Annotated in this window: 10 protein-coding genes and 1 tRNA gene; 4 read left to right on the top strand and 7 right to left on the bottom strand. The window is 41.1% G+C overall.

The features are described 5' to 3' along the window. Nucleotides 1-184: 184 nt before the first annotated feature. The gene (locus HMPREF0091_RS03125; protein WP_010241633.1) at nucleotides 185-1,609 is read right to left on the bottom strand and encodes a C69 family dipeptidase; all 1,425 of its coding nucleotides are present in this window, start codon (nucleotides 1,607-1,609) and stop codon (nucleotides 185-187) included. A 72-nt stretch (nucleotides 1,610-1,681) separates the two neighbouring features. Here HMPREF0091_RS03125 and HMPREF0091_RS03120 point away from each other — a divergent pair, with 72 nt between their 5' ends. Beyond that, nucleotides 1,682-2,059: a hypothetical protein gene (locus HMPREF0091_RS03120; protein ID WP_006302811.1), complete on the top strand. Its 378-nt coding sequence runs from the start codon at nucleotides 1,682-1,684 to the stop codon at nucleotides 2,057-2,059. Nucleotides 2,060-2,095: 36 nt separating this feature from the next. Here the strand turns inward: HMPREF0091_RS03120 and hisS are convergent, their stop codons facing one another. Together hisS and HMPREF0091_RS03110 are read right to left on the bottom strand one after the other, a co-directional pair. Next, nucleotides 2,096-3,406 (bottom strand): histidine--tRNA ligase, encoded by a 1,311-nt coding sequence (hisS, locus tag HMPREF0091_RS03115; protein ID WP_010241629.1) that lies wholly within the window; start codon nucleotides 3,404-3,406, stop codon nucleotides 2,096-2,098. A 50-nt stretch (nucleotides 3,407-3,456) separates the two neighbouring features. After that, nucleotides 3,457-4,497 carry a branched-chain amino acid aminotransferase gene (locus HMPREF0091_RS03110; protein ID WP_006302809.1) on the bottom strand — a complete coding sequence of 347 codons (1,041 nt, stop codon included), beginning with the start codon at nucleotides 4,495-4,497 and terminating at the stop codon, nucleotides 3,457-3,459. A gap of 162 nt (nucleotides 4,498-4,659) precedes the next feature. On the opposite strand from HMPREF0091_RS03110, the gene HMPREF0091_RS03105 reads away from it, so the two are divergent. Next, on the top strand, nucleotides 4,660-6,174 hold the full coding sequence (locus HMPREF0091_RS03105; RefSeq protein ID WP_232236036.1) for a polysaccharide deacetylase family protein: 1,515 nt from the start codon (nucleotides 4,660-4,662) through the stop codon (nucleotides 6,172-6,174). Nucleotides 6,175-6,766: 592 nt separating this feature from the next. Here the strand turns inward: HMPREF0091_RS03105 and HMPREF0091_RS03100 are convergent. The 3 genes from HMPREF0091_RS03100 to HMPREF0091_RS03085 form a co-directional block, all read right to left on the bottom strand. Further along, nucleotides 6,767-6,842: transfer RNA gene (locus HMPREF0091_RS03100), tRNA-Phe, on the bottom strand. A 239-nt stretch (nucleotides 6,843-7,081) separates the two neighbouring features. Beyond that, nucleotides 7,082-7,990, bottom strand: coding sequence for a fructokinase ScrK (gene scrK, locus HMPREF0091_RS03090; protein ID WP_006302805.1), 909 nt, complete (start codon nucleotides 7,988-7,990; stop codon nucleotides 7,082-7,084). Nucleotides 7,991-8,090: 100 nt separating this feature from the next. Then, a complete protein-coding gene (locus HMPREF0091_RS03085; protein WP_006302804.1) occupies nucleotides 8,091-9,980 on the bottom strand; it encodes a PTS beta-glucoside transporter subunit IIBCA in 1,890 nt (629 codons plus the stop codon). Nucleotides 9,981-10,312: 332 nt separating this feature from the next. Between HMPREF0091_RS03085 and HMPREF0091_RS03080 the strand changes: the two genes are divergently transcribed. Continuing rightward, nucleotides 10,313-11,764: a sucrose-6-phosphate hydrolase gene (locus tag HMPREF0091_RS03080; protein ID WP_006302803.1), complete on the top strand. Its 1,452-nt coding sequence runs from the start codon at nucleotides 10,313-10,315 to the stop codon at nucleotides 11,762-11,764. Next, the gene (locus HMPREF0091_RS03075; RefSeq protein WP_006302802.1) at nucleotides 11,745-12,710 is read left to right on the top strand and encodes a LacI family DNA-binding transcriptional regulator; all 966 of its coding nucleotides are present in this window, start codon (nucleotides 11,745-11,747) and stop codon (nucleotides 12,708-12,710) included. Before HMPREF0091_RS03080 ends, HMPREF0091_RS03075 begins: the two co-directional genes overlap by 20 nt. A gap of 276 nt (nucleotides 12,711-12,986) precedes the next feature. Here HMPREF0091_RS03075 and HMPREF0091_RS03070 read toward each other — a convergent pair whose 3' ends face one another. Continuing rightward, nucleotides 12,987-14,483, bottom strand: a complete 1,497-nt coding sequence (locus tag HMPREF0091_RS03070) for an alanine/glycine:cation symporter family protein (protein ID WP_006302801.1) — start codon at nucleotides 14,481-14,483, stop codon at nucleotides 12,987-12,989. Nucleotides 14,484-14,930 lie beyond the last annotated feature (447 nt).

The following is a 14,930-nucleotide window of genomic DNA, read 5'->3' as shown; positions in this document are numbered from 1 at the left end:
AATTCGAAATTTGTTATTACAGTAATACCATGTGTTTTTGCAAAGTCGTACATAAAATATAATTAGTAACCTATCAGAAACATAAATACCATGTACGGGGTTTATCGTGGCGACAGCAAAACGGCTCCCGTTTTGCAGGAGCCGCTTACACGAATTCCTAAGACAAGGCATCAACAAAATCAGCCTATAAATTAGCATCCATCTTAAACGTAAGCTTCGACAGCAAAATAGCCTGAGTGTACAACTCGCCCATATGCTTTTCGGATTCTTTTCGTGTATGTGCAACAGTCTTTTGATTCTCTTTTGTCAAAAACGCTGTTAACTCGTCGCCCGTCAGATTACGGCTCTGCTCAATAATTTCTTCAACACGCGCACGATACCAACGATTAAGCTCATCAAGATACGCAGCATTTGGCATTGCAAAGTGAGCATAATGGCTCTCTACAAGCGCAGCAAGCGATTTGTAATACCACCATGCGTCGCGCGCATTATACGTCATGCTGGTGTTTTTGAACGAAGCATCAGTATCATTCATATTAGTGAAAAATGGAATAAACGGCGTAAAGGTAGGTCCTCCAATACAAAGCCACATAATTGCTGCTCTATCCCCTGCAACGTCGTTTCTGATCTGCAAGATATGAGCATTTTGAGTTCTGTTAAGGCCAATGGGACGAAACTTATGTTTATCAGCATCAGCACCATGACCTAGTGGATCGTAGGGAGTGTTTTGATAATGCGATCCCAGCAAAAATTGAATATCCTCACGCGTAATAAGCTTTTGCGCACGAGATATAAACGGAAGATCAAAATCTTCAGGATCTTGGGTACGCTCGGGATTGAGGTATTTTTGAACATACCACGTACGAGAGGTATTGTAATGCCTGTCCTCATCGGTTGCGGTACCAAAAATATGACGCACGTTCCAACAGCTACGGTCAGGATTAAGACGATGTGTATCCACAAATTCGCGAATCCCTTCGCTGTACATAAAGTTGTCGGGGTCGTCAAAATCAACGCACTCAATAGAAACGCAGTTAGGAGCAACAGCATAGCAATCGTCGGGAATACGCTGCGCAACCCAATGATGACCTGTTACAATTTCCATGTACCAGATTTCATCTTTATCACTGAATAACACCGAATTACCTGCAGGGCTACCATACTTTTTTATGAGCGAACCTAAATATTCAACACCGTGACGAGCCGAGGTAATATAGGGAAGCACGGCGGTTTGCATGCAGTCTTCATCTAAACCATCGCGAACAAGAGGATCAAATGCAAGTGTACGAGAATTGCCGTAGGTAGACTCGGTACACGACATACAAACATTATGCTGGTTGATTCCGCTTTCATCGTAATAACCACACTTTTTATAATCAACATTAGGAACTGCAGGAACTCTATCAGCATCAGGTGGAAGCTCCATGCTAAATTTATTAAGCCAAGACTTTAAGATTTTTCCTTTGTCGTTTGTACGTGCAGGTTCAATAATAAACTTTTGCGGCGTAATGGGTCTAAACGTATCATCGTTACGCGCGATCATGGTTGAACCGTCAATAGAAGCTTTCTTCCCTACTAAAATGGTGGTACAGGCACTATGGTGTCTCATAGCCGCTCCTCTCATGTAACAATTTAGCTATAGTATACTGTACGTGTATCAAAAGACATAGAAAGGTCAGAGATGAAAAATCTTACACGCATATCGCAAGTCTTACATGCTCTATCTCTTATCTTAATGCTTGCAGTAATCTCTTTTAAATTTTTACCGTTTTCACTAGCTCTACCAACATTCGACGTACTCTATGTTATTATTGGCGTTAACTGTGTTGCGTATATCTTGCTTGCAATTTCGATAGGAATCAAAGTTTATCAAAACCTAGCTCAAAAAGACGATACACAAGCTCATAAACCAGTGAATACACGACAGCGCATCTTAACTATCGTATGGAAGACCATATACTTTGCAATAACAGTTATGGCGCTTGTCTACTCGGCGCTCATAACAGTCGTGGCAATATTTATGGTAGCTTACTTAGGCTATGCATTGGGTAATGCATAGCCATTCAACACGCACATATTGCAGCACGCGCACTCGTTAGAGTTTTGCCGTAAGCTGGGAAACAAGATTGGTTAATTGAATTTCTGTTTGCTCATGCGTTTGCATATCGCGCACCGTAACCGACTGATTTTGAGTTTCATGCTCGCCGATGACTACACATAAACGAGCACCTAATTTATCGGCTTGCTTAAACTGACTCTTAAGAGAACGCCCTTGATAATTGGATTCGGTACGAATGCCTGCTTGTCGCAGTTGCGCACAAACATTAAACGCATACATGCGCTCGGCGTCAGAAGTAAAGGCAACATACACACAAGCAGGGGTAGTTTTCCATGGCTGTGTGCCAAATGTTTGTAGTGCCAAAATCATACGCTCAAAGCCAAGCGCCCAACCTAAACCACAGGTAGGACGGCCTCCTTCGAGCTCAACCAGTCCATCATAGCGACCGCCGCCACCAATGGAACCAACGTGTGCTTGCGGACATTCAATTTCAAAAACGGTGCGCGTGTAATAGTCAAGTCCACGGACAAGTGTGGGATCCTCAACGTAGGCAACATGTGCCTCATCAAGAAACGCTTTAACACGTTCATAATGAGTTTTGCACTCAGCGCATAGATTATCTTTTGCAAGAGGAGCATCGGACATGATCTCATGACAATGCTCATTTTTACAATCAAACGCACGCAAAGGATTAATAGTTGCGCGCTCAAGACAATCTGGGCACATCTGGTCTTGGTGATCTTTAATAAAAGCACGAACAGATTCACGGTAAGCTGGCCTACAAGCTTGATCGCCCATAGAGTTGATATGTAAAACAAGCTGGTTGGGCTCAAAACCCATGCGCGTGTAAAATTCCATAAGCATCATAATGCACTCGGCATCAGCACATGGATCATCGGCGCCCAACCATTCACAACCTATTTGATGAAACTGACGAAGACGGCCTTTTTGAGGACGCTCGCCACGAAACATTGCTTCACCGTACCAAACTTTAAGCGGAGAAGCACCTTGTGGAATAAGATTGTGTTCAACCACAGCACGTACAACGCCCGCGGTTCCTTCGGGACGAAGTGCCATACGCTGCTTAGGTTTAAGATGCTGTTCAGATTGAGAGCTTAAAAGGTTTTCTAACAAAGCGCCAGAAAAAACTCTGAACATTTCTTTACGCACAACATCAGAAGATTCGCCAATACCATGAACAAATGTATCAACTTGCTCGAGCGCAGGAGTTTCTATCATGTCAAACGCATGCGTATTAAAAAGCTCAGCCGCACAGGTAAGTGCAAAGTTCCATGCACGCATGTTGTCGCCGTACAAATCCTCTGTTCCTTGAATCCTTTGTGCCACAATCATCATCCTTTTACCATCAGTATATGGACAAACTATAACGTTGCTTATTATACCTCAAGAGTAATTTCATGAACCCAACCAAAGGTATCTTCACGCTCTGATGACTGAATGTCGGTAAGCGTTTTACGAAGAAGCTTCATAACGGGTCCAACTTCTTTCATGCCTGCGCCAAATACGATGGTTTCTTCCCCATTTTGTACTTCACCAACAGGTGATATAACAGCTGCCGTACCGCACATACCGCACTCGACAAAATTGTGAACTTCATCAAAGCGCACCGGACGCTCTTCAACGGTGATGTTAAGAAGTTTTTCTGCAACATCAACTAATGATCTACGGGTAATAGAAGGCAAAATAGAATCAGTTGCCGATTGAGGAACAATAAGATGTCCTTGCGCATCAACAAACAGGAAGTTTGCGCCGCCTGACTCTTCTACAAAGGTATGTGTTTGAGGATCAAGGTACATGTTATCGGCAAAACCTAAGCTATGAGCCTCAACTGATGGATACATGCTCATAGCATAGTTAAGACCTGCTTTAATGTTTCCAGTACCATGAGGCGCTGCGCGATCATATTTTGGCACGCGTACGCGAACTGGCTTAACGCCACCTTGATAGTATGGACCTACTGGCGTTACTAAAATACGGAATTGATATTCATCTGCAGGCTTAACACCTATTACGTCACCAGTTGCGATCATAAATGGACGAATATAAAGCGTAGCCCCAGATCCAAAAGGTGGAATCCAAGCAGCATTTGCACGAACAACTTCCTCAACTGCTGCTACAAAACGCTCCTGAGGAAATGAAGGCATGCACAGACGCTTTGCAGAATCACTCATGCGTTGTGCATTTTGATCGGGTCTAAAGCAAACAACGCGGCCATCCTTTGTTGAATAAGCTTTGAGCCCTTCAAAAACCTCTTGACAATAATGAAAAATACCAGCACATTCCGAGATAGTAAGGCTGTGCTGTGTTGTAAGACAGCCCTCGTCCCAAGCTCCGTCTTTATAGTTTGATACATAACTATAATCGCAGGGTTTGTACGAAAATGAGAGCGCAGACCAATCCAAATTTTTCTTATGCATTTTATATAAACTCCTATTCTATATATCAATACAACGCTAAACTTACGGGTAGTAATATAAGAGGTGTATATCCTCTATTTGTCTTACTATAGTACCTTTTAGATACTATATTGTTTGTAACCATATTGTAAGAAGTGTGTAAAAATGTCCATTGGAAAACGTATGCAGAGTAAACATTCACACCCTCGTCATGCAGCATCTTTTGTCAAACAGGAAGAGCAAAAAGAGTTGCAGCAGCAAGCTTATCATCAAGATACAATTCATGAAAAGCCTACAGATGTAGTAGATAATAGCGGTGAACCAGCATCTTATACTAATCAGGATACACAGACTACCTTTGGCTCTTTTTCTAATCATGTTGAAGCGCCACTTGATGTAATGAGCCACTATAAAAGAAATTCTGTTGATAGCGATCGCGGTGTACTTACCGAGCTTGTAGAACCAAGCGCTGCGTATGCAGCACAAGCGTACAAAAAAGCTCCCGTAACCAGAAGACGCTTTATCTGGGGATGTGTAGGTGCGGCAGCGGTTGTTGCGGGCTTAGCCGCCTGGTTGCAACGTAAAGTTGATGTCTATGTTAATGACCAAAAGATATCAGTTCGTCCAGGAGCAACACTAGGCGATTTGTATAAGCAAGCAGGTCTTTCTGTTGAGCCAGGTAATTACATTGCAGTTGACGGTAGTGTTTTGCAAAATGCGCAAGGCTATCCCTATAGTGTTTCTATAGATGACAATGACCTTGACGAAAAAGAATTTGCCAATTGGCATGTGGCTGGTGGCGAGCATGTAAACTTCGCCAACGGTAACAATCGCATGGAAGACTACGACGTACAAATTGAAGAAACCCAGCCAAAGCTTGCAACAACAGGTGTAGCATGGGCAACGGTACGCTATGTTGCACAATGGGGAAAAGTCGGTAAAAAAGAAATTCGAACTGGTAAAGAGTCTGGTATCACCGCAGATGGCGATGTAATTCAAGAAGTGCAGAATTGTATCATTCACGGGCAGAATATTAAGCCCGATAACGGAGAAAAGCTCATTTCTGTTACGTTTGATGATGGTCCGAGCATTTATACCGATCGATACCTTAAGATTTTGTCTGATAGAGGGATTAAAACTACGTTCTTTAACATCGGTCAAAATGTTGACAACATGAAAGAGCAGCCTAAGAAGGTACTGGACGAAGGGCATTATATTGCTGGACACAGCTATACGCATCCACTTTTATCCAAGAAAAAGCCCGATCAGCTACGTGAAGAACTTAGTAAAGTGAAAGAATCGCTTTCAGAGGCAACTGGAATTACAACTACAATGTTTAGACCACCTTATGGCGATTTTACAACTAAGACATGGCTCGATAGCCAAGGCATTGTATCATCCGAGATATTATGGACGCAAGATACGCTTGACTGGAAGCAGCCTGGTGTGAACAAAATTATTGATGGCGCGTTAAAAAATGTTACACCTGGTAGCGTAGTTTTGATGCATGACGGTGGCGGAAAGCGCGATCAAGACCTAGAAGCACTTCCTCAAATCTTGGATAAGCTTATTGCAAATGGCTTTAAGATCGTAAGTATTCAAGAACTTATGAAGTCGGATAGCTCAATTCCTTCTGATATTGCCGATGGATCTGCAACTATGCCCGACGATTGTGTATGGCCTACCGAACTTGCATAGGTAGTCTAGGGCGTTTGTGCACGCTGTGGCACGGGTGGCAAGCACAGTGAAAGTTGATAATGCCCACGCTGACTCACTCGAGACGCCGTGGGCTTATTTTTCACGATTTTATGCTTGCCGTCTGTATGTGTTTGCATGCGCACCTATCTGTAGTATATTAAAGTTGATAGGTGTTCGGTGGACTAAGCCCGCCCATTCACCTATTTTTTATACCGAAACTAGCCCCCCGTGGCAACACTGCGGCATGGAGCTCTTTTTTATATAGATTCTCCTGAATGTGTTGTCCTGAAGCGCAAGAGTTATATCAGGGATATCTAGATAATACTTTAAGAAAAGTCGCATACACATCCAGCGAACATGTTTAAAGCGGCAGATATAGTCGATAAATTTAGTGATTTATAGGCTGTTTATACATATAAAAATTGTCACATTTTTGTCACATGAGAATTTTTTGGTGTATCGGTCACAACCTGTCACACCAGTTAAACACGCTTTTTCACACTTTGCAACACTTAACGCAATTGATGAATTTTTACGTATTAAAATGTTCGCATTTGCGCTGGTAGATTATGTAAAAAAAGGAGAAAAAAACTGGTGGCTGGGAAGGGAATTGAACCCCTGACACGGGGATTTTCAGTCCCCTGCTCTACCAACTGAGCTACCCAGCCACGTTGCTACTTCCAAAAAAGCAAGCTTGTTTACTATAACAAAAATAGAAGGAATGTCAAAGTGTAATTTGAATATTTCTTATAAATATGTGCAAACAGTAGTTAAACTCCACAATTTAAAAATTGAAATGCAGACCAAGCTAGAAGAAGCTATCAAAACACCTGCTAATCCTAGAAATAGCATAGGCGCAACCATTGTACTCATCCGCTAATAGACAGTCCATAAAAGACAACACGTATCAGTAACGGTCATGACTACAAGAACTGAATATGTTTTGCGCGAGTATGAAATTACCTAAAGTAGCGGATCCATTTTCTTTTACATACGGTACATCAATATAATCGTGATTATCTGGAATAGAGATATACCCATTCAAAAGCTTTTGAAATTCTCTGTTTACGCGACTAAGCATATGAGGCTGAGCCATAACTCCACCACCGAAAACAATCATGTCTGGACGAAATGAGACTGTTGCAAGAACTGCCGCCTGTGCAAGATAATATGCCTCTATATCCCATACGGGATTATCTCCGCTTAAATTCTCTCCGGCAACACCACAACGAGCCTCAAGGCTTGGTCCACAACAAAGGCCTTCAAGACAACCAGTATGAAAAGGACAAACACCTTTAAAGTCATTTTGTATATCGGTTGGATGCTTTGCAACATATACATGTCCCATTTCTGGATGGCCAACCCCACCAATAAACGCTCCTCGTTGAAGAACACCTGCGCCAACACCTGTCCCAACGGTAAAGTAAACAAGGTTTTCTATAAATTGCCCTGCCCTATTGCGTGCAAAAACCTCACCATATGCAGAACTATTAACATCTGTTGTAAAGTAAATGGGTACATGTAACGCATCTTTAAGCAAACCAACAAGATTAACGTTTTTCCAACCCTGCTTTGGAGTATTAGTTATAAAACCATATGTTTCTGACGCTGTGTCAAGATCAATAGGACCAAACGAGCCTATCGCTATACTCTTTAAATCTTTAAACTTTGCAAAAAAGACAATGACATTGTCAATAGTCTCCTTAGGTGTTGTGGTTGGAATCTTTTCTTGTTCAATAATATCTCCTTGTTTGTTGCCAATAGCCACCACAAACTTGGTTCCACCTGCTTCAAGACTCCCATAGAATTCTGTCATAAGACACCTCTTAATGCTAAATTTTCCAAAACTTTAGTTAGAGTATTACATGTATTGTACTGTAAAATTCAACTATCGTAAGTAAGTATGGTCACACTCATTATTGTTTTATTTCTATGATGTTTTCATTTTTCCCAATAGTGCCGTTAGCTAACACGGTAAAAGAATGATAACTATCCATGTTCGTAATAATAACCATTGTGGTGTTATCTAACCCGCAAGATACAATTTTTTGTGAATCAAATGTTCCTAATATATCACCTGCACAAACTTTATCACCTTGAGAAACTCTTGAGTTAAAGCCTTCGCCATTCATTGAAACCGTATCTATACCAATATGTATAAGAATTTCAACTCCTTGATCTGTCTTCATTCCATAGCAATGCCCCGTGTCTGAAACAACAGTTACTACCCCATCAGATGGCGCATAAACGGTACTGTCTGATGGTGCAATAGCCACACCTGGACCCATCAGACCCTTTGAAAAGCAAGGATCGGCTACATCTTCAAGATTTATCACTTTTCCGCTAATAGGGGTTTTGAGAATTTGTATATTGTCAATCGTCTGTTTTTGTATATTATTACATGTGTTGTTATCATCGGATACATGAGAATCCGTTGAGGTGGAATAGTCCTCATCTTCATACCCAAATAGATACGTTAATATGAAACCTAGCACGAACGACACAAAAACTAAGAGAATATATTGAAGTAATTGTCCATTACCAATGTACAACATTGCACCAGGGATAATAGTGATTCCGTTTCCAGTCCCAGCTAAACCAAGGTTTGATGCCAAACAACCACCTAACGCTCCCGCGATCAATGAAAGGAAAAACGGCTTGCGAAAACGAAGATTCACACCAAAAATAGCTGGTTCTGTAATTCCTAGGAATGCCGAAAGAGCTGCTGGGAAAGCCAGAGTTTTTAGTTTAGAATTATGTGTTTTAACACCTACAGCCACGGTAGCAGCGCCTTGAGCGGTCATTGCAGCTGTAATAATCGCATTAAAAGGGTTTGCATGATCAGCTGCTAATAATTGGACCTCTAAAAGATTAAAAATATGATGAACCCCAGACACCACGATTAATTGATGAACACCACCGATTAATAGTCCTCCTAAGCCCAACGGTAAATTAAGCACAGTTTTTGTAAAAACAAGTATATATGTCTCAACAAGATGAAAAACAGGACCGATTATAAACAACCCTAATATAGACATAACTAACAGCGTAGTAAAAGGAGTGATCAAAAGATCAAGCACATCGGGTACCATTTTTCGAATAAATTTCTCGAAATGGGCACCAATAACACCGATGATAAAAGCAGGCAATACTGATCCCTGTAATCCAACAACAGGAATACATCCAAAAAATTGCATAGCATGTACTTCACCGCCAGAAGCGACCGCCCATGCGTTAGGCAAAGATCCTGAAACAAGCATCATACCCAGAACAATGCCAACAGACGGACTTGCTCCAAAAACGCAAAATGTTGACCATACAACCAATCCAGGCAAAATAACAAATGCTGTATCGGTCAATATCTGAGAATAGGTGTTAATGTCTGCGGGAAGCGACAGTCCAAGTGCGTTGAGCAACCCACGAACACCCATAAAGAGACCAGTTGCCACAATAACTGGAATGATGGGGACAAACACATCTCCAAAGGTTCGTATACCTCGTTGAATCGGATTGGCATGCTTTTGTGTCAAAGCTTTCATATCTTTTTCAGATGTAGTTGGCAATCCAAGTGACACAACTTCGTCGTAAATTTTATTAACAGTACCAGTGCCAAAAATTATTTGATATTGCCCTGAATTGAAAAAAGAGCCCTGAACCTTGTCTATGCATTCAAGCTTGGCTTGATCTATTATGTCAGCATTATGCACCATAACCCTTAAACGTGTTGCGCAATGTGTTACACACTCAATATTATTTGGTCCTCCAAGGGCACTTATAACCTGCTTTGCAATTTCATGATTGTTCATGGCAAAGATCACCTCGTATTCAACAGCATGACAAAAGCTCTTAAGTACTACATTTACTTATTTACGTATGGTAGCGTTTCATAATATATATGTCAAACGTTTAGTATATTGATATTGTTTTGTGAACTTAGATTCATAATCTATCGAGACATATCTATTTTTGTGTACTATAGTTGCATTTCATACGGCTATCAATCCCTAGCCAAAAGGATTATGTTTAGAAGTTCTATCTGATAAGCGTATATCATATTTTGTAGTTTTAATAGTAATTCTTTATTGACCTTTAAAAGATTTTATGATGTTACATACATAAAGAATTGGAGGACTAGAACATGAAATGGACACGCGAACTTTCCTATAAACACTATGACCAATGGTCCCATGAAGAACTTTGCGAAATAGAAAAACGTGTCAATCAATCACCATGGCGTGCTAATTACCATATTGAACCGTCAACGGGGCTCCTCAACGATCCTAATGGTTTTTGTTATTTTAATGGCACATGGATTGTCTTTTATCAACATTTTCCATTTGGTGCAACCCATGGTTTAAAATCCTGGGTACAACTTAAAAGCGATGACCTTGTTCATTTTTCACCAACAGGTTTAAAGATTTTACCTGACACAAAATTTGATAGCCATGGTGCATATTCGGGGTCTGCGCTTCAAATAAAAGATAATCTTTTTATTTTTTATACGGGAAATGTGCGCGATCGCCAGTGGAAGCGCCATACCTATCAATTAGGTGCTCTCATAGATAAACAAGGCCATTTGAAAAAATTGAAAACTCCACTCATTAACCAGCCTATGGATACTACGGATCATTTTCGTGACCCACAAATATTTATGTACCATAACCAATATTATGCAGTTATTGGTGCACAAACAATAAAGCGTCAAGGAACTATACAGTTATATAAGTCTCATGAAAATGATTATGGTACCTGGGAAAAGGTCGGCGAACTTGATTTTTCCAATGACTATACCTCATATATGATTGAATGTCCTAATTTGGTTTTTGTAGATCAAGTCCCTGTGCTTATATATTGCCCACAAGGATTAGATAAAGATGTGTGTTCATACAAAAATATCTATCCGAATGTATATAAAATAGGGTCATCATTTATACCAGAAAAGTCTCGTATAACTTCTATCTCTCAGCCTCAACTCCTTGATTGGGGATTTGATATATATGCTACGCAAGCATTTAATACAGAAGATAATCGCGTCCTTGCAATAAGTTGGATAGGCTTACCAGACACTTCATATCCAACTGATCGCTATAATTATCAAGGAATCTTATCACTAGTAAAAGAACTTAGGATCAAAGACGGGAAATTGTATCAGTATCCAGTTTCTTCTATTAAAGAATTACGCGTATCACAAAAACCTCTTTGTAATATTGCACAGACAAACAACTGCTATGAATTAGAGGTTCATTTACAAGCCAACAGTACGAACGTAATTACACTTTTTGCTGATGAAGACGGAAAAGGCCTTACCCTAACTTTTGACATAAAGCATAATAGCGTTAAGGTTGACCGTAGCGGTGTTGGAGAAGAATTTGCAAAAGAATATGGCAGCACCCGAACATGTTTTATTGACAACCAAGCGACGACTGTTAATATTTTTATTGATAATTCCGTTTTTGAAATGTTTATAAATAAAGGAGAAAAGGTATTTTCTGGACGTGTGTTTCCATATTCACGCCACAACGGAATTACAACTAACGGAAACATCACAGGAACATACTACGAATTAGATTATGGCTACAAAACTTACTGATGTTGCAAAAATTGCTGGTGTAAGTGCAACAACCGTTTCTCGTGTAATCAATAAAAAGGGTTATCTTTCAGAAAAGACTATTCGCAAAGTTAATGAAGCAATGCGAACTCTAGGCTATAAGCCAAACAATCTTGCACGAAGCCTACAAGGCAAATCAACCAAGCTAGTAGGTCTTATTTTTCCAAAGATTGGTCATATATTTTATGCTGAACTCATTGACCTTATTGAGCAAGAACTGTTCACAAATGGCTATAAATGCATAATTTGTAATAGCGAGCACGATCCGCAAAAAGAACGAGAATACTTAGAAATGCTCGAAGCAAATCAAGTTGATGGCATTATTTCGGGGAGCCATAACCTGGGTATAAAAGATTACAATCGAGTCTCTGCACCTATTATTTCTTTTGATCGTAATCTATCGCCTAATATACCTGTTGTATCCTCCGATAATTATGCGGGTGGCATTCTTGCTGCGCAGACTCTTAAGAAGACTGGCGCAAGTTCATTTGTCATGATTACAGGAAATGATAATTCAAACTCACCAACAGGTTTGCGTCATGCAGGCTTTGCTTCTATTCTTCCACATGCACACATTGTTAATATACCAAGTGATTTATCTTCCGTACGAAAAGAAATGGAGATCAAAACAACTTTATCGCAGTTAAAACCAGATGCTATTTTTACATCAGACGATTTGACAGCTATTCTTGTTATTAAAATTGCACAACAACTCAAGATTTCAATTCCCGATGATCTAAAAATCATCGGTTATGATGGCACGTCATTTATCCAGCAATACTACCCTTACCTTACAACCATTAAACAGCCATTACCCGAAATTGCCCAAGTTCTCGTTGATTTATTGATTAAAAAAATACAGGGGGAAAGCGTCTCTCCAGATGGATATTTTCTTCCGGTTAGTTTGCTTTCAGGCGAGAGTGCTTAATAAATTCTATTACACATAATAAGTCTTTGTCTGTAAGCAAACATGCTATTATTACTGGATTTTTTACACAATTAATGATAAGCATATATGTTTATTTGTAATGTTGTAGCGTCTAGGATGTTGTACACGTGGTACTAATAGAGTTATATCCCAAAAACACGCGCAAAAATACTCTTTTGCGCGTGCTATTATACGGGCATGCGGCTAGCGTTTCGCGCGGGCACCTGTTCCTACTGCAAGCGACCACATGCGTGACACGTTTCGCGCAGCCCTTTGTTAATCGCGAAGCAATTCATCTGAAAGCTGTTTGTATGCTTCTTTAGCTTGAGCGTGCTCCATATGCTCAAGTTTTTCGCGCGGTGCATTCCAACACTCACATGCAGGCAAGCCAGGAATATCACTCGCCACAAATACCGGATCGAGTCCTTTTTTCTTTTGCTCTTGGTAGTCCACAAGTACCGCTATAGCCCATTTACCCAAGAGAAGGATCGCGATGATGTTGATCATAGCTTCGATGCCCATGAGAATGTCCGAGACGTTCCATGCGAGATCAAAACTCGACTGTGCACCCATAAACACAGCAATACAACAAAGAATGCGGAAGAGGAAGAGCACAACTTTATTATTTTTGATGAACTTGATGTTGCTTTCCGCGTAGAAATAATTACCAATAATACTCGAGAAGGCAAACGCGACGATAGCGAAGGTTATCACATAAATGCCTACTTCTCCTACCGCTGCTTGGACGGCTGCCTGCACAAGCGGCATACCATTGAGTTTCTCTGGCGATCCGCTGACATAAAAGAGAAGAATGATCATAGCACTGCAGGTACAAATTGCAATTGTATCGATAAAAACCGAAAGGGTTTGCGCGAGACCTTGCTTTGCGGGATGTGATACCGAAGCCGCTGCTGCAGCATTTGGCGCTGACCCCATACCCGCTTCGTTCGAAAAAAGACCACGCTTAATACCAATAACAACGGTTGACCCCATGAACCCACCAAAAATCGATTGCCAATCGAACGCCGACGCAAAAATAAGCGAAAAGACGCGCGGCAAATCGCTAAAACGAAACACGGTTAAGACAACGGCAAAGCCTAGGTACACAAGTGCCATAAGCGGCACAATGATGGAAGACAACATACCAATCCGTCTGCCTCCACCAAAAATAATCATCGCTGTCGTAACCGTAAGCAATGTTGCAATCGCAAAATCAGCGTGGGATTCCCTAAATTGGGGAATGAAGTACTCAAAAGACGAGCTCAAATTGTATGCCTGAAGCCCGTTAAACCCTACGGCAAAACAAAGGATAAGCGAAATTGCAAAAATAACGCCAAGCCAGTGAATTCCAAGCCCTTGACTAATGTAGTACGCAGGGCCTCCGCGAAACTCTCCCTCGTCGCCACGCACTTTCCACACCTGCGCTAACGTAGACTCGATGAACGCAGACGCGGCGCCAATACACGACATGATCCACATCCAAAATACAGCGCCTGGACCACCTGTGGCAATGGCTGTAGCAACGCCTGCAATATTTCCCGTACCCACGCGAGACGCTGTGGAGACCATAAGCGCTTGAAAGGAAGATACCGCTTCTTGACCGTCGACGTGGCGCTTTTCCAGCAACACAGAAAACATATCGCCAAGCAATCTAAACTGTACAAAACGCGTACGAATCGAAAAATACACCCCAGACAAGATCAAAAGAAATACTAAAAGATACGAGTACATGTACGAATCTATAGCATCGGTAAGTGCAATGAGTGAGTTCATAGTCTACCTCGTCTCCAAAAGTCTACAGGAACTAAACGCTATGAATGAGCTTGGTACAAACGACGGTCATACGTGAAAACATTGCGTGCGTGGAAAGCTTTTCTTACATTTCAACCAAAAAGCTTTGCGCGCTTGGAACGGTTTACACGCTCGAAGCTCTATAAAACTTGATGGGTATTGTATCATCTATGAACAACAATCCGAGATTGTTCGAGATAATTAATAAGAAAGTAACCTTGAAACAATGTCGCGCAAGCACCCCTGCCCGCGCGCATGCACTCCTGCCCCCCCCATCTGCGTCTGCATAGACGTCTGCATCTACACCCGTACACAAGTGTCTACACGCCAGCATAGCGGAGTATAGGACAAAAAGTTCCATAAAGCATAAGAGCTTTATGGAACTTTTTTACGTGTAAATTCTAAACGAATAGCAAGATTCTTTATACG

The sequence above is a fragment of the Fannyhessea vaginae DSM 15829 genome (assembly GCF_000159235.2).
GTDB classification, from domain to species: domain Bacteria; phylum Actinomycetota; class Coriobacteriia; order Coriobacteriales; family Atopobiaceae; genus Fannyhessea; species Fannyhessea vaginae.
This window is presented reverse-complemented; position numbering and strand designations above follow the sequence as displayed.